The following is a 20,116-nucleotide window of genomic DNA, read 5'->3' as shown; positions in this document are numbered from 1 at the left end:
GAACCTGGATCGCTGCAATGATCCAGCTTGCATGGGAGAATGAAATGATCACCAGAAAACTGACCGCGGCACTGGTCGCGAGCCTCTCGGCGCTAGCACTGACGAGCGGAGCGGCGCTGGCCCAATCGGACGAGCCGTTCCGCCTCATCCTCACCCATCTCGAACCGCCGCTCGTCCCCAATTCGGTGATGGATCTGGCCGCTGAGCTGGGTTATTTCGAGGAAGAGGGCGTCAATGTCGAACTGATCCGCGTCCAGCAGACCCCTTCTGCCGTCGCCGCCCTGCAATCGGGTGACGGGGACATGGCCAATATCGGCGTCGATGCGCTGCTCCAGGTCATCCACAACGGCGCTACCGACTTCCGGGCCGTCACCTCGCCCAACAAATCCCTGCCCTTCCTTATCGCCTCGGTCGAGGATATCGCGACGCCAGAGGACCTGGCCGGCCGCAGCTTCGGCGTCGGCCGCGTCGGCAGCCTCGACCATTCGCTGAGCGAAATGGTGCTCGGGAGCCTGGGCGTCTCGCTCGATGAAGCCGAGGTTGTGACTCTGGGCCAGCCCAATGTCCGCGCCCAGGCCCTGGCCGCCGGCCAGATCGATGCGACGACGATTTCCATCGGCGTCTGGAGCGAAATGCCCGACACCACGGGCCTGCATGTGCTCGTCGATCAGGAGGCCTATTACGAGGGCGCGCCGGTCGTGAACAAGGTCAACGCCGTGCCCGGCAACGTCCTCGAGGAACGCCCCGACGACGTTGCCGCCGTGATCCGCGCGCTGACCCGGATTTCGCGCGACTTCGCCCAGGACCCTCAGCTGTGGGTCGACGCTATGGCCGATGTGCGCCCCGACGTCGATGTCGCCGTGCTCGAAATGCTGGCCGAGTCCTTTGCCGGTAGCTGGAGCGTCAATGGCGGCATGAGCAATCAGGAGCTCACCTTTACCGCCGAATGGCTCTATGAAACCGAGGATTTCGTCAATTTCGAGCCGCTGCCGCTCGATGCCTGGGTGGATTTCGGCCCCGTCGACGCGGTTCTGGCCGAGCTTGGCACCGATGACAGCATGGACCCGGCCGATAGATGAACGTAGTCCGCTTCCCGGAGAGCGATAGACCGAAGCCGATGGGGTCCGAACCGAAAGTGCTTTTGACTTTCGACAATGTCGAAAAGCGTTTCATGCGCCCCGACGGCTCGGTCAGCGTCGCCGTCGATGGCGTCTCGCTGGGCGTCGAAGAGCACAAGTTCGTGGCCGTCATCGGCCCTTCGGGGTGCGGAAAGACCACTCTGCTGCGTCTGGCCAACGGGCTGATCGAGCCCGACGCGGGCGAAGTGACCATAGAGGACCGGGCTCCCATGCCCGGCCCCGACATGGGCTTCGTCTTCCAGGGGTTCCGGCTGATCCCCTGGGCGAGCGTACAGGCCAACGTCGAATTCGCGCTCGAAAGCCTGCCCCTTTCCAAGGCCGAGCGCGCCGAGCGGGCCCGGACCTATCTCGATCTGGTGGGCCTCTCACGCTCGGCCAAATCCTATCCCAGCCAGCTCTCGGGCGGCATGAAGCAGCGCGTCGCGCTGGCGCGTGCTCTCGCCGGCGAGCCGCGCGTGCTGCTGATGGACGAGCCCTTCGCCAGCCTCGACGCGCAGACGCGCGAACTGATGCAGGCCGAATTGCTGGCCATATGGCGGCGGCGGATGCCCACTGTGATGTTCGTCACCCACAGCGTCGACGAAGCACTGGTGCTCGCCGACACCATTGTGGTGATGGGAGCCGGCAAGGTGCTCGAAAAGATCGCCGTCGATCTTCCCCGCCCCCGGCTTTCGGCCCAGATGCGGGGCGACAACCGTTTTATCGAATTGCGCAATTACCTGTGGGACCGCATCCGCGCACTGGTCCTGTCCGATCCGGCCTCGGAATTTTACGGCCGCAATCTGAATGAATAGGGAGCCCTTGATGATTGGGAGCGTGCTAGGGCAATTGGGAGGCGTTTACGCCATTTGGCTGCGGGAGGTGAAACGCTCCCTGCGCGACAAGGGGCAGTTGATCGGCGGGGTCAGCCGGCCCCTGCTCTGGGTGCTGATCCTGGGGATCGGACTCAACCCCTATTTCCGGGGCGAGGTCTATGGCGAGGTGCGGTTCGTCGTGCCCTATACCTATCTCCAGTTCATCTTTCCCGCGGTGATCGTCCTCAACATTCTCTATACCTCCATCCAATCCGCCGTCTCGCTGATCTGGGACCGCGAATTCGGCTTTCTGCGCGAGGTTCTGGTGTCACCCATGTCGCGCAACATGATCCTGCTGGGCAAGGTTCTGGGCGGGGCGACGACCGCCGTGATCCACGGCTGCATGGTACTTGCAGTCGCCCGGCTGGTGGGCGTAGCGCTGACGATCGAGGACATTTTCTGGGCCATCGTTTTGATGTTCGTCCTCGCCTTCGGGCTTACCGCCTTCGGCATCGTCATCGCCAATTACGTGCGGGGCTTTGAAAGTTTCGGCGTCTTTTCCAACGCGGTGATCCTGCCGCTCTATTTCACCGCCAGCTCGGTTTTCCCGCTCGATCCGGCGCTGACCCGCGCCCAGACGCTGGTCACCTACCCCGAATGGCTGGTGATCATCGTCGAGCACAACCCCCTGACCTACGCCGTCGACGCCATGCGCGGCATCCTGATCGGGTTCAACCAGTTCGATCCGATGCTGGGCTTCCAGGTGGTGGGAATCATGGCGGTCGGCCTCTACCTGCTCGCCATCTGGGAATTCAGGAAAGTCTGATGGCCGCCGATCTACCCCCGCGCGACTGCCCGCAAAAGCGTAGCGGATTTTTCGACCTGCTCCCATTGGCGGTCGTTTTCGCGCTGCTGTTTGCCGTGAGCTTTTTGCCCCCCGACACCTCTCGGGCCGAAGTCGACCGGCTGGGCCGGCTCAGCGTCTGCATGCCCTCGCTCTATCCGCCACTGGTCACCGGGGACAGCGAAGCGCCCGGCTTCGAGGTCGAGCTGATGCGGGAAGTCGCCGACCGGCTCGACTGGCGGCTCAATGTGGTTTCCAACGCCTCCATGGGGCGCGACTTCAACCCGCGCAACTGGCGCATCAACCGCGCCCAGTGCCAGGTGCTGGCCGGCGGCATCGCGCTCAACAGCACCACCCAATCGTTTCTCGATACCTCCTCGCCGCATATGGTGACCGGCTGGGCGCTGGTCGCCCCGGCGGGAGAGACCATCCAAACCGTGGAAAGCCCCGTCGGTTTCCTGGCCGGTCTTACCGGCCTCAACCGGATCGAGCTGGGCCAATATCTGCGTCACGAGGGGATCACCGCCTCCATCGTCAACAACGCGGCGGGGCTGCGCTCCGGGCTCGAATCTGGGGAATTCAACGCCGCGATCACCGAAGCGCTGCTCGCCCAGCAGACCTTCGGGGACACCGATTACGAGATCACCGTTCTGGGCGAGCCGCTGGAACGCTTTTCGCTCGGCATTGGCTTCTGGAAGGGCGACCTCACCTTAAAGCAGGCGGTCGAGGGCGCGCTGGCCGATATTTGGGACGACGGCACCATGGCCGCGATCGCCGCAACCTATGGGCTGGACGAGGATATCCTGTGCCCGCCGCGCGCCACCGATTGCGCTTGAGTGAGCGCGACAAAACAAAGACTTGGAGCCGTTGAGCGATTCGCAGAAAAAGCGAAAATGCTCTAGATCTTGCCGTCGTCCTGATCTTCTCTCGAGCGCCTCGCGACCGAGCTGGGCTGGGGAACATCGGGCAGCCCATGCGCCCGATCCCGATGGAGCGCGGCGCGCGAGAGCAGCATTAGCGTCACCGGCGTGGTCACGGTGATGAACACCAGGATGAGGATTTCGTGCAGCACCGGGCGCATCTCGACGAGCGAGAAATAGAGCGCCGAAGCCACGACCACGCCCAGCATGCCGAAACTGGTGCCCAGCGTGGGCGCGTGCACCCTGGCATAGAACGTGTTTAGCCGCGCCAGACCGATGCAGCCCAAGAGCGCCAGCGCGGCACCGATCAGGATCGAGATGGAAAATACGATGGCGGCCCAGAGGGGAATCTCGATCATTCGATCACCTCTCCGCGCATGAGGAATTTGGCCAAGGCCACGGTGCTGACGAACCCGAGCATGCCGATGACCAGCGCCACTTCGAAAAAGATCGAGGTTCCGATCCTTATGCCCACGGTGACCAGCATTAGCATGCCGATGACGTAGAACGCATCGAGCGCCAGAACCCGATCCTGGGCGCGCGGCCCGATGATTGCCCTATAGACCGCCAGGACCATCGCCAGCGCGAGCATGACCTGTGCGATGATGAGGGACCATTCGACCAGTTGCAGGCTCATTTGGAAATCTCCAGCAGGCGTCTTTCGTAGTGATTGGTGATGAGGTCGATCCACGCCGCCTCGTCCACCAGATCGAGCACGTGGAGCAACAGCTCTCCGGATTCGTCATCGAATTCGACCCAGACCGTGCCCGGCGTCGCCGTGATGATGATGGCCAGGAACGAGAGCATCGTCTTGTCGCGAAGCGTCAACGGCACGCGCAGGAAACCCGCGCTCTGCGGGGACGTGCCCTGCGTGGCGATGATCCAGGCCACGGCGACGTTGGAGCGGATGACGTCGATGGCAACGACCACGACCAGGGTGATCATCACCCAGGGCTTGCGGATCACCGGTCTCTCCAGATCGAGATTGCCGGTGATCAGCCCCGCCACGATGCCGATCGCCGCGCCGAGCAGGATATGGCCCAGGGATGTATCCTGTTGCAGGATGAGCCACAGCACCGTCAGCGACAGGGTGAGGACCGGATGGGGAAGGACGCGTCTCATGGTAGCGCTCCGCGTCCGGGGTAGGGAACCGACGGCGAAGACACCACTCCGTGGACATAGGCTATCGGGTTATGGAGTTCGGCCGCTGCCGCCTCGAAATACCCCATCGCCGGGCCAGCGAAGATGGTGAGCGCCAGGCACGCCCCGATGAGCACGGTGATCGGCACGATCTCGACAACTCCGATGGTCGGCGTCATGTCCTCGCGGGTGGCCCAGAAGGTGTTGATGCCGCCGCGCAGCATGGCGATGAGCACCGCCAGCCCCGATATGATGAGCAGCGCCGCTGCCGCCCAATCGGTGGCCGCGATCGGGGTGTCGACGCCCCCCGTATGGATGCCGATGATGCCCGTGAGCATGGCGAATTTAGCGATGAAGCCGGAAAAGGGCGGCATGCCGGCGATGAGCAGCGCGCAGGCAATGAAGCTGATACCGAGCAGGGCCAGCTTGCCGGGAATAGGAATACCCACCTCCTCCTCGTCGGGCAGCGCGTCCTCGTCCTCGAACCCGAAGGCCTCCATGGTCACGGCCAGAACGTCGGCGCCGGCCATGCGCCCGCGTTCGATCAATTCGACAAGCATGAACAGCGCCGCGAGCGCCAGCGTCGATCCCACCATGTAGTAGAACGCGCCGGCAGCGACCTCCACCCCGCCGATACCGATGGCCACCAGCATGGTGCCCGAGGAAACGATCACCGCATAGGAGGTGAGCCGGGCAAGACTTTGGGAGGCTAGGACGCCCACCGAGCCGAAGACCAGTGTCGCCAGTCCGCCGATCAGCAGCCAGTTCTGGGTGAGCCCCGCTGACGGGCCGGTTTCGAGCCCGAAGATCAGCAGCGACAGGCGCCAGACGATATAGATGCCGACCTTGGAGAGGATGGCAAAGATCGCCGCGACGGGGGAAACCGCCGCCGAATAGGCCGAGGGAAGCCAGAAGCAGAGTGGCCACATGCCCGCCTTGATGAGGAAGGCAGTGCCCAAAACGGCAGCCCCGACCTCGAACAGCATGCGGTCGGCATCGGCGATCTCGGGCGCGCGCATGGCGAGTTCGGCCATGTTGAGCGTGCCGGTAACTCCGTAGATCAGGCTCACCCCGATGAGGAAGACCGAGGAGGCGACGAGGTTGATGGCGATGTAATGGAGGCCCGAGCGGACCTTGGCGACCGTCGAGGCGTGCAGCAGCAGCCCGTAGGAGGCCGCCAGCATGATCTCGAAGAAGACGAAAAGATTGAACAGATCGCCGGTGAGGAACGCCCCGTTGACTCCGGCAATGAGGAACAGAAACAGGCTGTGGAAATGAGGCCCCGCCCCGTTCCAGCGCGCCGAGGCGAAGGTCATGGCGGCGGCGCCGAGCACCGAGGTCAGCGTCAGCATCACCGCCGCCGCCCGGTCGGCGACCAGCACGATACCGAAGATCGGCGACCAATTGCCGAGCAGATAAACACCCAGCCAGCCCTCGTCGCCCCCCGATCCGGTCAGGAACAGCAGAGCAACCGAAATGACGATCAGCGCCGCCATCGTGCCGCCGGTCGCTATCGCCTTGCCGACCTTGTGCTGGTCGCGAAACAGCAGCAACGCCGCGCCGACGAGAAGCGGGAGCACGATGGGGATGATGATGATGTGTGCGAGCGGCATGGTCATTGTCCCGGCTCCCGCCCGTCCACATGGTCGGTGCCGGTCAATCCGCGCGCAACGATGAGCACCACCAGAAACAGCGCCGTCATGGCAAAGCCGATGACGATGGCGGTCAGAACCAGCGCCTGGGGCAGCGGATCGGTGAATGCGGAGCTATCGATGGGAGCGCTCGGATCGACAACCGGAGGCAACCCCATGCCCAGCCGCCCCATCGAGAAGATGAAGAGATTGACGGCGTAGGACATAAGCGAGAGCCCGATGATCACCTGGAAACTGCGCGGACGCAGGAGGAGCCAGGCTCCAGACCCTGCCAGGATGCCGATCCCTATGGCAAGTGTGAGTTCCATCAGGCGTCTCCCTTTTCCGGGACCAGGGTTTGCGTGTCTTCCTGGTCGTCCTCGACATCCTCGATATTGGGCCTGGCCTTGGGCTTGCGGATCGATTGGTGCGCGATGGCCACCAGCATGAGCACCGTCGCTCCCACCACCAGCACGAAGACCCCCAGATCGAAGAGCAGCGCCGAGGCCGTCGGCACGAGCCCGATATAGGGGATTTCGGTGTACTGGAAGAACGAGGTGAGGAAAGGATAGCCGAACAGCCAGGCCCCCGCGCCGGTGAACAGCGCGATCAGCAGGCCGAAGGCGATCCAGCGGACCGGCAGCACCCGCAACCGCTCTTCCACCCACCGAGTTCCGCCGGCCATGTATTGCAAGAGGAACGCGATGGACATGGCGACGCCGGCGGCGAACCCGCCACCCGGCGCATCATGGCCGCGGAAGAACAGATAGGCCGCGAGCACCATGATCACCGGAAACATCCAGTGCATGATGACCGAGGCGACGGGCATATAGCGCTGTTCGCCATCCTCGTTTTCGGAATCTCCGCGCCCGTAAAGCTCGATCAGGCGCCGTTGCTGCTCGGGCCGCTCCATGCTCTCGGGCGCCGGCCGGAAGCGGCGCAGAAGGGCAAAGACCGAAAGGGCCACGATGCCCAGCACCACGATCTCGCCCATGGTGTCGAAACCACGGAAATCCACGAGGATAACGTTGACGACATTGCGCCCTCCGCCCTCGGGGTAGGCCAGCTCGAGGAAATATGTGGCGACGGTGTCGGCCAGATCACGGGTCATGACGAAATAGGCGATCATCGCCGTCGAGAGCCCCACCGCGACCGCGATCACCAGATCGCGCCCGCGCCGGGCGACCACCGAAATGGGCCAGCCGCGCGTACCGTAGAGGTCGGGCTGGCGTTTTGGCATCCACCGCAGGCCGAGAAGGATCAGCACTGTGGTGACGATTTCGACAAGCAATTGGGTGATCGCCAGATCGGGCGCCGAGAACCACACGAAGGTGAGGACGGTAACAAACCCCGCCCCGCTCATGAGCACCAATGCCGCGAACCGGTGATATTTCGCCTGTTGCGCCGCGCCGATCGCGCAGGCCGCGCCCACGGCCCAGATCAGGCCGAAGACCGGATCGAACGACACCAGCGGGAACGTCACCCCCGACACGTCCGAACGGGTGACGACGGCGATGCCCGCCACGAGGACAGTGACGATCACAATGCTGATCTGGGTCTGCAGGCGCCGCGTGCCCAAAATACTTTCGAGCGAACGGGCGAGCTTCCAGGAAATCGTCACCATGACGCGCTCGAACATGCGCTGCCCCTTGAGGTGGCGCACGAGCGGCGGACCGTCGAGCCGGCTGGCCGGGCCCCGGATCGCGAAATAGACGGCGACCCCGCCGACCAGTGCGATGATGCTCATGATCAGCGGCTGGTTGAACCCGTGCCAGACCGACAGGCTGTAATAGGGCACGTCCGGCCCCAGCACCGAAACCACCGCCGTCGCCAGGAACGGCCCGATGGTGATGCCCGGGATGATCCCCACGAGCAGGCACAGGATGACCAGCAATTCCACCGGCACGCGCATCCAGCGCGGCGGCTCATGAGGCTCTTTGGGGAGATCGACCGGAGCAGGCCCGAAAAACGCCCCGGCAATGAACCGGACCGAATAGACGACGCTGAACAGCCCGCCCAAAATGGCGATATAGGGCAGTGCCTGATCGAGGATCGAGCCATTGTGCATCTCGAGCGTCTCGGCAAAGAACATTTCCTTGGAGAGGAACCCGTTGAGCAGCGGCACGCCACCCATCGCCGCGCTCGCCACCATGGCGGCGGTCGCCGTGATCGGCATCAGGCGGAAAAGCCCCGAGAGCTTGCGCAGGTCGCGCGTGCCCGTCTCATGGTCGATGATGCCCGCCGCCATGAACAGCGACGCCTTGAAGGTGGCGTGATTGACGATGTGGAAGATGGCGGCCACGGCGGCCAGAGGGCTCGACATGCCCAAAAGCAGCGTGATCAGTCCTAAATGGCTGATCGTCGAATAGGCCAGCAGCCCCTTGAGGTCCTGCTGGAAGATCGCCGAATAGCCTCCGACCAGGAAGGTGATGGCGCCCACGGTGCCCACGATCCAGAACCACATGTCGGTTCCCGCCAGCACCGGCCAGAGCAGCGTCAGCAGGAACACGCCAAGTTTCACCATCGTCGCCGAGTGCAGATAGGCCGAAACCGGAGTGGGCGCCGCCATGGCGTTGGGCAGCCAGAACTGGAACGGGAACTGCGCGCTCTTGGTGAAGGCGCCCAGCAGCACCAGCACCAGGGTGACGCCATAGAGATCATGGCTCAGGATCGCCTCGCGCGAGGCCAGGATCACATCGAGATCATAACTGCCCGAAATGTGCCCCAGAAGGATCATGCCCGCCATCAGGCACAACCCGCCGGTGGCCGTGAGGGTGAGAGCCATGCGCGCGCCATCGCGCGCCGCCGGGTTGTGATACCAGTAGCCGATGAGGAGGAAGGAAAACAGGCCCGTGATTTCCCAGAAGATCACGAGCTGGATGACGTTGCCCGACAGCACCACGCCGAGCATGGCGCCCATGAAGGCGAGAAGAAAGGCAAAGAACCGGCGCACCGGATCGTCCGGGGACATGTAATACCGGGCATAGAGCATCACCAGCGCGCCCACGCCCGTGACCAGCGTAGCGAACAGCCAGGTGAAACCGTCCATCCTGAAGATGAGGCTGAGCCCGATGCTGGGCGCCCACGCCATTTCGTAGCGCAGCACCTGTCCATCGACCACCATCGGATACAGCCCGACGACCAGGGCGAAACAGACCAGCGTCACGCCCAGCGACCACCAGGCCGACGCCGAGCGCCCGAAACGGCCAAGTGCCATCACCAACGACAGGGCGAACGGCAGCCCGATTATGAAAACAAGTCCGATAGCTGGTTCCATCGAGGCCTTTGCGAAAGTTCGAATCCGGTTTTATCGGGCGCGCGAGCCTAAAGTGCCGACGCCCTCGTCCAATGGTGTATCCAATTGCCATTTCGCCGGCGTTAAAGCCCGCAACGATCGTTCCGGCAGCGTGCCGCAGGAAGCAAATGGATAGTGCGGCCCTCAACATTGGACCGCAAGAGGTCAGGCGGCGGGCGGTGCGCGCTGGAAGTGCCAAATCGTGAACGGGGCGACGAGCGGCCGGTCGGATCGGGCGACGAACGCCATGTCGATCTGCGGGCCGCTGTTTAATTCCACGCCCGCCGCAACGTCGATGACGGGAGAGCCGTCATCGCCATCAACATCGGCCCGCAGGGCGCAGGCCGATTTTTCCGGACCGGTCCTGAGCACCTTGCCCAGCTTTATTTCGTCGGCGGCCTGATCATAGCTGGTCGGCAGGTGCTCGCAGACGATCTGCTGCATGACGCCATGGGCGGGCAGGACGAAAAGCAGGAAAAGCGCGGCGGCCTTGCCAAGCAACAGGACGAGCGCGTCGGCCCGTTTTCCTGTCCAAGCGATGCGCGCGCGTTTCACCGTGAATTTGTCCGTAAATCTCATGCCGTTCCATTGAGATACGGGGGCGAACCGGGCGCGTCAACGGTTCTGCTCGGAGACTTTGAAATTTCACGCGCGACATGGCTCACCGGCGGTCGCGCATCGGATGGTTTGGGAGGGCGGCATATGCGTTCGATGCCGTGTGACTAACGCATTGTGGCCGGGACACGCTCTCATCGAGAATGTGCCCGGCCACCAAAAGTCGCTTCCTTTGGCCGCACCCGCAACGGTGCGAAATGACGTTTCAGCCTAAAATTGCGCCGTCGCCAGCCGCTCGATCAGCTTGCGCCGGTCGTCGGCCGATTGCAGACGAACCGTCAGTGCCTCCGATTTGATCGGCACCTGCGGCGGCAGGTTAACCGCGATGTCGGCGGCATGTTCTTTCGCCCATGCGGTAAAACGCGACAGCTTGTTGCCACCGCTGATGGGAAAGGTGCAGGAATATTTGTAGTTCATGGTTCATCTCACGGCGATCGGCCGCGCGTAAGGCGCGCAGCGGCAATCGCGCTTTGCTTCTGGTTCGTTAAATGATGGCTGGAAAATCATTCACCCTGGCGCCGCTCTTGCCTTGATGCAGGTAGCAACGCCAGGCGCTCATCCTATGAGGAGGCGACCCTTGCGACAGCGGAAATGGGCAGAAACAATGTGCTGCATGGCGCCATCATGGCTCAACGCAGGGAAAAGTCAAATCGGCCGGCGAGACGCTATCCGGCGTCCTCGCCATCGAGCCTGAAGGCCAGCCAGGCGAGGCACGCAAAGCCCACGCCCGCCGCCAGATAGATCACCATCCAATAGCGGCCGGGCAAATGAATGGGCTGGATCGGATTGAACAGGATGGCGCCCGCGATCATCAGGTAACTGAGCGGGCGCCGGGGCCGCCAGAGCAGCACCGCGAACATGATGGCCCCCGCGAACCCGGCCAACCGCAAAATTGTATGATGGGTCCAGGGCAGCGGCAGAAACGCACTGAACATCAGCGCGGCGATGGCAATGGCGATCCAACTCGTATCAGGCAGCTTCATAAAATCACCCCCTCCTGCCCAGACTATAGCGGGAGGCGGCGACAGGGAAGACATTCGCCCCATCCTCCCGACACGGTGAACGGCAGCGGCACAAGGCCGAGGCGATGGATGCCGGACGGCAACCCTTCCGCGAACAGGGCGCTTTCGCACAGGGCCTCGCTCCATTATCGTCCGAACCAGGAGGAGGCATGAATGCGCATATTGCTGGTCGAGGACAATGAGGATCTGGGCGAAGCCGTCCAGCAGCGTTTGCGCAGCTCCGGCCACTCGATAGAGTGGGTGCGCGACGGCAGCGAAGTGGTCGAAGCCGCCCAGAGCGGGCCTTTCGATGCGGTGATTCTCGATCTGATGCTTCCCAACCGCGACGGCATCGGCCTCATCGCCGAAATGCGTCTGCGCAAGTTCGACGCGCCGATCCTGGTGATCACCGCGCGCTCCGAGATCGACGACAAGGTGAGCCTGCTCGATCTGGGTGCCGACGATTATCTGGTGAAACCCTTCGATCTGCGCGAACTCGAAGCGCGTCTGCGGGCGCTCATCCGCCGCACCGGCGGGCAGACCTCGAGCGTGGTTGGCATCGGCAACCTCGAACTCAATATCGCCGGTCTCAACGCAACCATCGGCGGCAAGACGCTCGATCTTGGCCGCCGCGAATTCCGGCTGCTCGAAATTCTCGTCACCCATGCCGGCAAGGTGGTCGCCAAGGACCGGCTGATGAACCAATTGTTCAATTTCGACGAATCCGTTTCGATCAACGCGCTGGAGCTTCACATCTCCCGCCTGCGCAGAAAGCTCGAACCGTCCGATGTGGAAATCGGAACAATACGCGGCGTGGGCTATATGATGCGGACGCGGGCCTGATGACCGCAGTGCAGTTTTCCACCCCCCGCTCCTTTTCCATCCATCGGCGCATCATCGTGCTGGCCGTCGCCTTGCTGCTCGCGGCCGCCGTCGTGCTGGTGCTGTTCATCCACGATTACGCCGAGCGAGCCTCGGCCCGGGCCTTCGACCGCCTTTTGGCCGCCTCCGCGCTCACCATCGCCAGCGCGGTGCAGGTGGAGAACGAGGCCGTGGTGGTCGAGATGCCCTTTGCCGCCTTCGCGATGTTTTCCGGGCAGGATCGCGTCTTTTACGCCGTCGAGGACCCGGACGCCCGAACCGTCACCGGCTATGCCGATCTCGCCGCGCAAATGCCCGAAACGATTTCGGCCGACCCCTCCTTCGTCGATATCGATTATCGCGGGGAACGCGTGCGGGTGGCGAGCGTGGGGCGGCTGATTTCGACGGTCAACGACACCGGCTGGGTCACCATCCATGTCGCCGAGACGCAAAATCAACGCGGGGCGCTGGCCAACGAAATCCTGTCCAACGCGATCGTGCCCGTGGTCGTCCTGACCCTGCTCGCCGTCGGCCTTGTCTGGTTCGGTATCTCCCGCATGTTCGCGCCGCTGACCAAGCTCGAACGCGAGCTGCGGGCCCGCGCGCCCGACGATCTTTCCCCGATCACCGTCCCGGTTCCGGTCGAAGTCGGCCATCTGGTCTCGGCGCTCAACGGCTTCATGGGGCGGTTGCGCAACGCAATGGAGCGCGTCAGCGGACTAGTGGCCGAAGCGGCCCATGAGGTCCGCACGCCGCTGGCGTCGCTCAGGGCACAAGCGGAAGTAGCGATGGACGAGCCGGACGCCGACGCCCTGCGCCGGCGCGTGGGGCGCATGCACCAGCAGGCCATCCACGCCAGCCAATTGGTCAATCAATTGCTGATGGAAGCGACGATCTCGCACCGGCTGGAAAACCAAGAGATCGAAACCACGACAATCGCGGCGGTGATCGAGGAGATGCACCAAAGGCTCGACCCGGATCGCGCCGATCGGGTCAAGGTCGATCTTGCCGACGACATGGGACGAGCCCCGATACGCGGCGATCGCGTCGCCCTGCGCGAAATGGCTCGCAACCTTGTCGACAACGCCCTGATCTATTCGGACGGCGCCGTCGAGATCGCCGGCCACATCGAGGGACATGCGCTGGTGCTGACGGTGAGCGACAACGGGCCGGGCATACCCGACGACGAGAAACTGGCCGTTCTCGAACGCTTCCGGCGTGGCCGCACCGGCGCCACGACGATCGGCTCGGGGTTGGGCCTGTCGATCGTCTCGCGCGTGGTGTCGGCCCATAAGGGAACGCTAACACTCAAGGATCGCAGGGAGGGCGGGTTGGCCGTCGAGATTGCCCTTCCCGCCGCGCGGCCGATAACGCCTCCCTCGAGCGCGGCCGCGCTCTGGCTGGCAGCGATCGTCGGGGCCACCCTGCTGCTCTCTCCCGACGCGGCGCAGGCCAGAACCACCCAATACCCGGCCCCCGATGGGTCGAGCGCAATTGTGATGGCGATCCTGGGGGTGACCGACACGCCCTTGTTCGAAGCCTTCATCGCCGGGTTCCAGCAACAGCATCCCGACGTGACGGTGATCTACGAGGAAACCGACTCCCTGCCCCTCTTTGAGCGCTTCCTTGGAGGCGATGTCGACCCCGCCCCCGACCTACTGATCAGTTCAGCCTCCGATTTGCAGGTCAAGCTGGCCAATGACGGCCATGCCATGGCCTATGAAAGCCCCTATCTGGCCGAATTGCCCTCCTGGGCGCATTGGCGCAACGAGGTGTTCGGCTTCACGTTCGAGCCGGCGGTGATCATCTACAACCCCGCGCTGATCTCGTCCGACGAGGTGCCGCGCACCCACCTTACGCTCGCCGAAATGCTCGAAACCCAGACCGATCGCTTCCGGGGCCGGATCGCAACTTACGATATCGGGATCTCGGGCGTGGGGTATCTGCTGGCGTCCCAGGACCAGACGATTTCCTCGACGTTCTGGCGCCTGACCAGCGCTTTCGGCAAAGTAAACGCGCAATTTTCCGGCTCGAGCCCGGCGATCCTCAACGGGGTCGCCGATGGCTCGCTAGCGCTGGGCTATAACGTCCTGGGCTCCTACGCCTTCGCGCGGCAGGCCGAAGGGGCCGATATCGAAATCATCGTCCCCGACGATTACGTGCTGGTTCTCACCCGCTCGATGCTGATTCCACGCAGCGCGCCAAATCCCGATCTGGCGCGCGCCTTTGTCGACTTCGCCCTTTCTCCGGACGGACAGGCCATTGCCGCGGGCAGCACGGCCTTGGGGTCGGTGGTCGAAGGCAGCGAGGGGATATGGTCGAGCACGGCGATCGCCGCGCGCGGGCGCGGGGTGATCCAGCCCATAGCACTGGGGCCGGGCCTGCTTGTGGCCCTCGACCAGATGCGGCGGCAGCGCTTCCTCGATACCTGGCAGGAAATCGTCGCTTCCACCCCCTGAACCTTCGATCAAGGGAGGTCGAGCTCTTCGGCCAGCGCATGGCTGGATTGATCAAATCATCCCTACAACAAGGGCCCCGATCAGACCATCTATCGGGCATGGAAAGTGCGCCTGGCGATGGTGCCGGGCCGAAAAGGAAAGTGAGACCATGAGCACCCTGCGCAACACCAAGCTGTTTGCGACCCTCGATGCATTAGCCACCGCGTTCGGCAGCGCTGCTGCCGTGTCTGCTGCGGTCGAGGCGGGACGGGAGCCCAAGGCCCAGCACCTCAAGGCCCTCGGCATCGCGCCGGACGCCTTCCGCTCGATCGGCAGGTTCTAGAGCGTTTCCAGCAAAAGTGGATACCACTTTTGCGGTTCGGAAACGCGATAAAACAAGAACCAAGAGCAATTGAAGCGTTTCGAAGAAGCGCGAAAATGCTCTGATCGGCGGCGCGGAATCCCGTTTCCTCCTCGCGATTTCTGCGCGCCATTGCTGCCGAGACCAGAAAGCCCGGATGCCGGTTCCCTACCGGTATCCGGGCTTTTCCTTTTTTAACGGCCTCAATCCTCGTCGGTGGCCAATTGCCCGAGCAGCTTGCCCTTGCCACGCATCCGCATGACGAGCGGCAGGACGATGGCGAGGATGGCAACTGCGTAAAGCGTCAGGGACACCGGGCTGGAGAACAGGACCGCCGGATCGCCCTGGCTGATCGAGAGCGCGCGCCGCAATTGCTGTTCGGCCATCGGCCCCAGGATAAGTCCCACGACCACCGGTGCGATGGGATAGCCGAAGCGGCGCAGCAGATAGCCCAGGATACCGAAGGCCAAGAGCAGCACCAGTTCAAACGAGATGCGGACCGGGCCGAAGCCCATCGACATCGCGCCATTGGCCCCCAGCGTACCCAACGTCGCAAACACCAGGATGCCGCCATAAAGCCACGGCTTGGGGATGGTCAAAAGCCGCACCCACAGCCCGATCAGCGGCAGATTGAGCACCAGCAGCATCAGATTGGCGACCAAAAGGCTGGCGATCAGTGCCCAGACGAGCGAGGCGTTGTTGGCAAACAGCAGCGGGCCGGGCTGCAACCCGAATTGCTGGAAGCCCGCAAGCATGATGGCGGCCGTCGCCGTGGTGGGCAGGCCGAGCGTCAAAAGCGGCACGAGGGTTCCCGCCGCCGAGGCGTTATTGGCCGCTTCCGGCCCGGCAACCCCCTCGATGGCACCATTTCCGAATTCCTCGGGCTTTTTGGAAAAGCTCTTTTCGGCGCTGTAGGACAAAAAGCTCGCGACGTCCGCGCCACCCGCCGGCATGGCGCCGATGGGAAAGCCGATGGCGGTGCCGCGCAGCCAGGACGCCCAACTGCGCTTCCAATCCTCGATCGTCATCCAGACCGAGCCCTTGATCGCAGTGACCTGCGCCTGGAGCTGTTCGCGATCGGCGGCGGTCTTGAGCGTTTCCCCGATCGCAAACAGCGCGACGGCAAGGGTGGTGACCTCGAGACCATCGAGCAGATCGAGAATGCCGAAGGCAAGCCGGGTCTGGCCGGTCTGCAGGTCTATGCCGATCAGGCCCAGGCCAAGCCCGATGAACAACGCCGTCAGCCCCCTGAGCGCGCTATCGCCCAAAGCGGCCGAGACGGTGATGAACGCCAGGACCATCAGTGCGAAATAATCGGCCGGCCCGAACGAAAGCGCGAAACGCACGACCCAGGGCGCAACGAACGCCAGGGCCAGCGTGGCGAGGAGCCCAGCGACGAACGATCCGATGGCCGCCGTCGCGAGCGCGGGACCGCCCCTGCCTTTGCGCGCCATCTTGTTGCCTTCGAGCGCTGTGACGATCGAAGCGCTTTCGCCGGGCGTGTTGAGCAGGATCGAGGTGGTCGAGCCACCATACATGCCGCCATAATAGATGCCCGCGAACATGATGAGCGAGCCGGCCGGATCGAGTTGATAGGTGACCGGCAGCAAAAGCGCCACGGTCAGCGCCGGCCCGATGCCCGGCAGAACGCCAACGGCGGTGCCCAGGGTAACCCCGATCAGCGCATAGATCAGATTTTGCCACTGGAGCGCCGAGACCAGCCCGTCGGCCAGAAGTTGGAACGTGTTCATCACAGGCTCCCCGTCGTCAGCAGGCGTTCGAGCATTCCGCTGGGCAGCGAAAGCTGAAGGCCGCGGGAAAAGATGAACCAGACAATGAACGACAAGACGACGCCCGCCGGAATGGTCTTCCACAGCGGGCCACGGCCGAAGCCCTTGGCCGTGAAGGCGAACAGAACGCCGGTCGCAATCGAGAACCCGGCTGTCGAGAGCAGCAGGATCTGGGCGACGAGCCCGCCCACGACCCAGGCGATGGGTCCGAAATCATCCTTGCTGCGTTCGGGAAATCCGTTGCGCAGTGCCGAAACCACAGTTCCGATCGCCAAAAGCACAAGCCCGGTGGCGACCATATAGGGAAACACTGTCGGGCCCACCCGTTGCTGGATGGGGGGCACGCGCATTTGCGAGGTCTGCCAGAAAATGACGATCGCAATCCCTGCAAGGATTGCGGCGATAACGAGCGCCGCCCCGTCGGGGCGGCGCTTAAGAGGGGTATTGCCTCTGCTCATTGCACGAGGCCGATGTCCCGCAGGATGGCTTCGGTGGATTCGATGTCGGCGGCGAGCTGGGCATCGAAGTCCTCGCCATCGAGATAGGTGTCCACCCAGCCACGCGTTTCGAGCGCGGTTTGCCAGGTTTCCGATTGCGCCATCGTCTCGATATCGGCGGTGATCGCGGCGATTTGTTCGTCGGTCAGACCTGGAGCAGCGGCAACCATGCGCCAGTTCTGGACGGCAGTATCGACGCCGGCTTCCTGAAGCGTGGGGGCATCAAAGCCAGGCACGCGCTCATCGGTCGAAACCGCAAGGAGACGAAGTTCCCCCGCTTCGATCTGCGAAGCGAACTCGCTCAAGCCCGAAATGCCTGCGGTCACCTGTCCGCCAAGGATGGCGGCAAGCGCTTCGCCACCGCCCGAATAGGCGATGTAATTGATCTGGGTGGGATCGGCGCCGATCGCCTGGGCGATCAATCCGGCGGTGATGTGATCGGCGCCACCGGCCGAACCGCCGGCCCAGGACACCGCACCGGTGTCTTCCTGGAGCAGAGCCACCAGATCGTCCATGGTTTCGATTTCGGATGCAGCCGGCACAACGACACCCACCGCTTCACCGGTCAGCCGGGCGATGGGCGTGACGTCGGCGAGGGAAACCGGAGACGCGTTAGTTAAAATTGCACCCACCATCACGTAACCGCCCACGATCAGCGCATTGGGATTGCCGTTTTCCTGGTTGACGAATTGAGCCAGGCCGATGGTGCCGCCGGCGCCGGGAACGTTGGTGACCTGCGCATTGCCCGAAATCCCTTCGGCGGTCAGCGCTTCCTGCATGGTGCGGGCCGTCTGGTCCCACCCGCCACCGGGCGCGGCCGGAGCAAGGATGGTGTAATCCGCGGCCATGGCGGGTCCGGAAATGGCGCTGGAAATCAGCGCCGCGAGTAGCAGCTTGTTCATGGTTCCTCCCTGATCAAAGCTTGAACGATGTTGCGTTCAATTCAAACGGTAGTGACCTTCCCTGTCATTGTCCTGTCATCGATCCCGTCGGTAATGCCCGATATCCTTACCCCTCATATTGCGCTCAATGAAGTGTTGGCACAACGATGCACTTCATACCGGTGGAAATTCCGGCACGCCGGGTCTTTCGGCGTGATGACCATTGATGGTTGGGGGCATAGGGGAATGGCGGAGAGGGAGGGAGAAGGTTCCTTGCTCTCTCGCGTGATTTGTTCCCAGAACCGGGCACTTTTCTACCCTTGGTTGCCACACGACTGTAGCAGATGACTGTATCACCGAAAGAGAATTTTGGGCCTGGCATAGCCTAGCGAATCTCCTCGGCTTGCCCATCGCCAAAAAAGGCATCTGACAAACTGCATTGACCGAAATAGGATCGCAAGGAGACTGTCCGGTCTCAGGGCAAAAATATGAAAAGCGAACATTACGATTTCAGCAATATCTGCGGGACGGCAAGGTATTCCGTTTATTCAGGGGCATGACAAATACGCGCTCTGTTAACCTGCACGCCTGTGGAGCGCTACGAGGCAGCAATCACAAATATGCGAGGTTGTCCTGCTAGTCTTGCAGCACATTTCAAATACTGGCGAGGAAACACTTGACGACTCCGCTATTCTCCGATTCTTACGGATGGGGTTTGACTTTGGGGGAAGTGTGCGGCCAGATCGATTCAAGCGCTTAGGACGACCCGCGCAGCGAGCAGAAGAACGCCGTCGCACCGCCCGAGCACGTGGGGCGAGTGCGGTATCGGAACAGCATCCCACCAGCAAAATTCCGTCAGAACCGAAGAAGGCAACGAAGCGAAATTTGAATGTGACGAAACTAGAAGCAAAGTCGGCCAAGCCGCAAAAGATGCCAGCCGCCCCAAAGAAGGAAAACACTGCGACACTTGGGCCGGTACGTGAGGTCTATAAGACAGATTCCGGCTTGATGTTGCACGGTCGAATTGAGGACGCCCTCCAGAGCGAGCCTCTCGTCTCCCTCAAGGGCAAGGTCAACCTGATCGTAACTTCGCCCCCATTTCCTCTTGTACGCAAGAAGCGCTACGGCAACGAAACCGGTCAAGCATATGTGGAGTGGCTGGAGGCGTTGGCAATGTCACTTGCTGACCTGCTCACTGACGACGGTTCAATTGTGATCGAGATTGGCAACGCCTGGGAAGAGGGTGCGCCAGTGATGTCTACCCTTCCCCTTGAAGCGTTGTTAGCATTCAAGAAAGCTGCAAATCTCCATTTGTGCCAGCACGTCATCTGCCACAACCCAGCCCGGCTCCCGAGCCCTGCTGCGTGGGTAAATGTTAAGCGCATCCGGTTGAAGGACTCGTTCACACATGTTTGGTGGATGTCTCGAACGAAGGAGCCGAAGGCGGACAACCGACAGGTTCTGAGCCCATACAGCAAAGACATGAAGCGGCTACTCGCGACCCAGAAATACAATGCGGGCGCACGACCGTCTGGTCACGTTATTTCCGAAACGGGGTTTTTGAGAGATCATGGCGGAGCAATTTCCGCCAATGTCCTCGAATTGGACGATCCGGCAGCGATGCCTGAGTCGCTTCTGAAGTTCTCAGGCACGAAGTGGGATGCCAACTACCGCGACTATTGTGCAAAGCACAACCTTCCCGCCCATCCTGCCCGGATGCAGGCATTGCTTTCGTCGTTCTTCGTGAACTTTCTTACTCACGAAGGTGACCTTGTGCTTGATCCTTTTGCTGGATCGAACACCACGGGGGCAGTAGCGCAAGCACTTGGGCGGGAATGGCTCGGTGTCGAGGCGAATGAAGACTATGCAAAGGGGTCACAGGGGCGGTTTGTAACGGCCGAGGAATAGT

General features: G+C 62.6%; 20 protein-coding genes. 8 read left to right on the top strand and 12 right to left on the bottom strand.

Going from position 1 to position 20,116, the window contains the following annotated elements:
• Window positions 1-44: 44 nt before the first annotated feature.
• The 4 genes from V4T21_RS05005 to V4T21_RS04990 are packed head-to-tail and all read left to right on the top strand — an operon-like array spanning window position 45 to window position 3,613.
• Entirely contained in the window at window positions 45-1,079 is a 1,035-nt protein-coding gene (locus tag V4T21_RS05005) for an ABC transporter substrate-binding protein (protein WP_332713899.1), read from the top strand.
• Window positions 1,080-1,117: 38 nt separating this feature from the next.
• Window positions 1,118-1,933 (top strand): ABC transporter ATP-binding protein, encoded by an 816-nt coding sequence (locus V4T21_RS05000; protein WP_332713897.1) that lies wholly within the window; start codon window positions 1,118-1,120, stop codon window positions 1,931-1,933.
• A gap of 10 nt (window positions 1,934-1,943) precedes the next feature.
• Window positions 1,944-2,759 carry an ABC transporter permease gene (locus tag V4T21_RS04995; RefSeq protein ID WP_332713894.1) on the top strand — a complete coding sequence of 272 codons (816 nt, stop codon included), beginning with the start codon at window positions 1,944-1,946 and terminating at the stop codon, window positions 2,757-2,759.
• A complete protein-coding gene (locus V4T21_RS04990; protein WP_332713891.1) occupies window positions 2,759-3,613 on the top strand; it encodes a substrate-binding periplasmic protein in 855 nt (284 codons plus the stop codon). Before V4T21_RS04995 ends, V4T21_RS04990 begins: the two co-directional genes overlap by 1 nt.
• 62 nt (window positions 3,614-3,675) lie before the next feature.
• On the opposite strand, the gene mnhG is transcribed toward V4T21_RS04990, so the two are convergent.
• From mnhG to V4T21_RS04945, 9 genes are all read right to left on the bottom strand, one after another.
• Window positions 3,676-4,056 (bottom strand): monovalent cation/H(+) antiporter subunit G, encoded by a 381-nt coding sequence (gene mnhG / locus V4T21_RS04985; protein WP_332713888.1) that lies wholly within the window; start codon window positions 4,054-4,056, stop codon window positions 3,676-3,678.
• Complete coding sequence (locus V4T21_RS04980; protein ID WP_332713885.1) at window positions 4,053-4,334, bottom strand: K+/H+ antiporter subunit F; 282 nt, start codon at window positions 4,332-4,334, stop codon at window positions 4,053-4,055. Before V4T21_RS04980 ends, mnhG begins: the two co-directional genes overlap by 4 nt.
• Window positions 4,331-4,819, bottom strand: a complete 489-nt coding sequence (locus V4T21_RS04975) for a Na+/H+ antiporter subunit E (RefSeq protein WP_332713882.1) — start codon at window positions 4,817-4,819, stop codon at window positions 4,331-4,333. The genes V4T21_RS04980 and V4T21_RS04975 overlap by 4 nt, the downstream gene beginning before the upstream one ends.
• Complete coding sequence (locus tag V4T21_RS04970) at window positions 4,816-6,456, bottom strand: monovalent cation/H+ antiporter subunit D (protein WP_332713879.1); 1,641 nt, start codon at window positions 6,454-6,456, stop codon at window positions 4,816-4,818. Before V4T21_RS04970 ends, V4T21_RS04975 begins: the two co-directional genes overlap by 4 nt.
• A complete protein-coding gene (locus V4T21_RS04965; RefSeq protein WP_332713876.1) occupies window positions 6,453-6,797 on the bottom strand; it encodes a Na+/H+ antiporter subunit C in 345 nt (114 codons plus the stop codon). Before V4T21_RS04965 ends, V4T21_RS04970 begins: the two co-directional genes overlap by 4 nt.
• Window positions 6,797-9,745, bottom strand: a complete 2,949-nt coding sequence (locus V4T21_RS04960; protein WP_332713873.1) for a monovalent cation/H+ antiporter subunit A — start codon at window positions 9,743-9,745, stop codon at window positions 6,797-6,799. Before V4T21_RS04960 ends, V4T21_RS04965 begins: the two co-directional genes overlap by 1 nt.
• Before the next feature lie 183 nt (window positions 9,746-9,928).
• Window positions 9,929-10,342: a hypothetical protein gene (locus tag V4T21_RS04955; RefSeq protein ID WP_332713871.1), complete on the bottom strand. Its 414-nt coding sequence runs from the start codon at window positions 10,340-10,342 to the stop codon at window positions 9,929-9,931.
• Between the two features lie 246 nt (window positions 10,343-10,588).
• Window positions 10,589-10,795, bottom strand: coding sequence for a hypothetical protein (locus V4T21_RS04950; RefSeq protein ID WP_332713868.1), 207 nt, complete (start codon window positions 10,793-10,795; stop codon window positions 10,589-10,591).
• Window positions 10,796-11,043: 248 nt separating this feature from the next.
• Window positions 11,044-11,361, bottom strand: coding sequence for a DUF6804 family protein (locus V4T21_RS04945; protein WP_332713865.1), 318 nt, complete (start codon window positions 11,359-11,361; stop codon window positions 11,044-11,046).
• A gap of 192 nt (window positions 11,362-11,553) precedes the next feature.
• Between V4T21_RS04945 and V4T21_RS04940 the strand changes: the two genes are divergently transcribed.
• The 3 genes from V4T21_RS04940 to V4T21_RS04930 all read left to right on the top strand — a co-directional run bounded on the left by V4T21_RS04940 (window position 11,554) and on the right by V4T21_RS04930 (window position 15,021).
• Window positions 11,554-12,222 (top strand): response regulator transcription factor, encoded by a 669-nt coding sequence (locus V4T21_RS04940; protein ID WP_332713862.1) that lies wholly within the window; start codon window positions 11,554-11,556, stop codon window positions 12,220-12,222.
• Complete coding sequence (locus tag V4T21_RS04935) at window positions 12,222-14,699, top strand: sensor histidine kinase (protein ID WP_332713859.1); 2,478 nt, start codon at window positions 12,222-12,224, stop codon at window positions 14,697-14,699. Before V4T21_RS04940 ends, V4T21_RS04935 begins: the two co-directional genes overlap by 1 nt.
• A gap of 148 nt (window positions 14,700-14,847) precedes the next feature.
• Window positions 14,848-15,021 carry a hypothetical protein gene (locus V4T21_RS04930; RefSeq protein ID WP_332714042.1) on the top strand — a complete coding sequence of 58 codons (174 nt, stop codon included), beginning with the start codon at window positions 14,848-14,850 and terminating at the stop codon, window positions 15,019-15,021.
• Window positions 15,022-15,242: 221 nt separating this feature from the next.
• Here the strand turns inward: V4T21_RS04930 and V4T21_RS04925 are convergent, their stop codons facing one another.
• Genes V4T21_RS04925 through V4T21_RS04915 form a run of 3 tightly spaced genes read right to left on the bottom strand, consistent with a single transcriptional unit; the run spans window position 15,243 to window position 18,228 of the window.
• Window positions 15,243-16,790 carry a tripartite tricarboxylate transporter permease gene (locus tag V4T21_RS04925; protein WP_332713856.1) on the bottom strand — a complete coding sequence of 516 codons (1,548 nt, stop codon included), beginning with the start codon at window positions 16,788-16,790 and terminating at the stop codon, window positions 15,243-15,245.
• Window positions 16,790-17,287, bottom strand: a complete 498-nt coding sequence (locus V4T21_RS04920) for a tripartite tricarboxylate transporter TctB family protein (protein ID WP_332713854.1) — start codon at window positions 17,285-17,287, stop codon at window positions 16,790-16,792. The genes V4T21_RS04925 and V4T21_RS04920 overlap by 1 nt, the downstream gene beginning before the upstream one ends.
• Window positions 17,284-18,228, bottom strand: coding sequence for a Bug family tripartite tricarboxylate transporter substrate binding protein (locus V4T21_RS04915; protein WP_332713851.1), 945 nt, complete (start codon window positions 18,226-18,228; stop codon window positions 17,284-17,286). Before V4T21_RS04915 ends, V4T21_RS04920 begins: the two co-directional genes overlap by 4 nt.
• 870 nt (window positions 18,229-19,098) lie before the next feature.
• On the opposite strand from V4T21_RS04915, the gene V4T21_RS04910 reads away from it, so the two are divergent.
• Window positions 19,099-20,115 (top strand): DNA-methyltransferase, encoded by a 1,017-nt coding sequence (locus V4T21_RS04910; RefSeq protein WP_332714039.1) that lies wholly within the window; start codon window positions 19,099-19,101, stop codon window positions 20,113-20,115.
• Window position 20,116 lies beyond the last annotated feature (1 nt).

It is taken from the genome of Pelagibacterium mangrovi (assembly GCF_036662815.1).
GTDB lineage: Bacteria > Pseudomonadota > Alphaproteobacteria > Rhizobiales > Devosiaceae > Pelagibacterium > Pelagibacterium mangrovi.
This window is presented reverse-complemented; position numbering and strand designations above follow the sequence as displayed.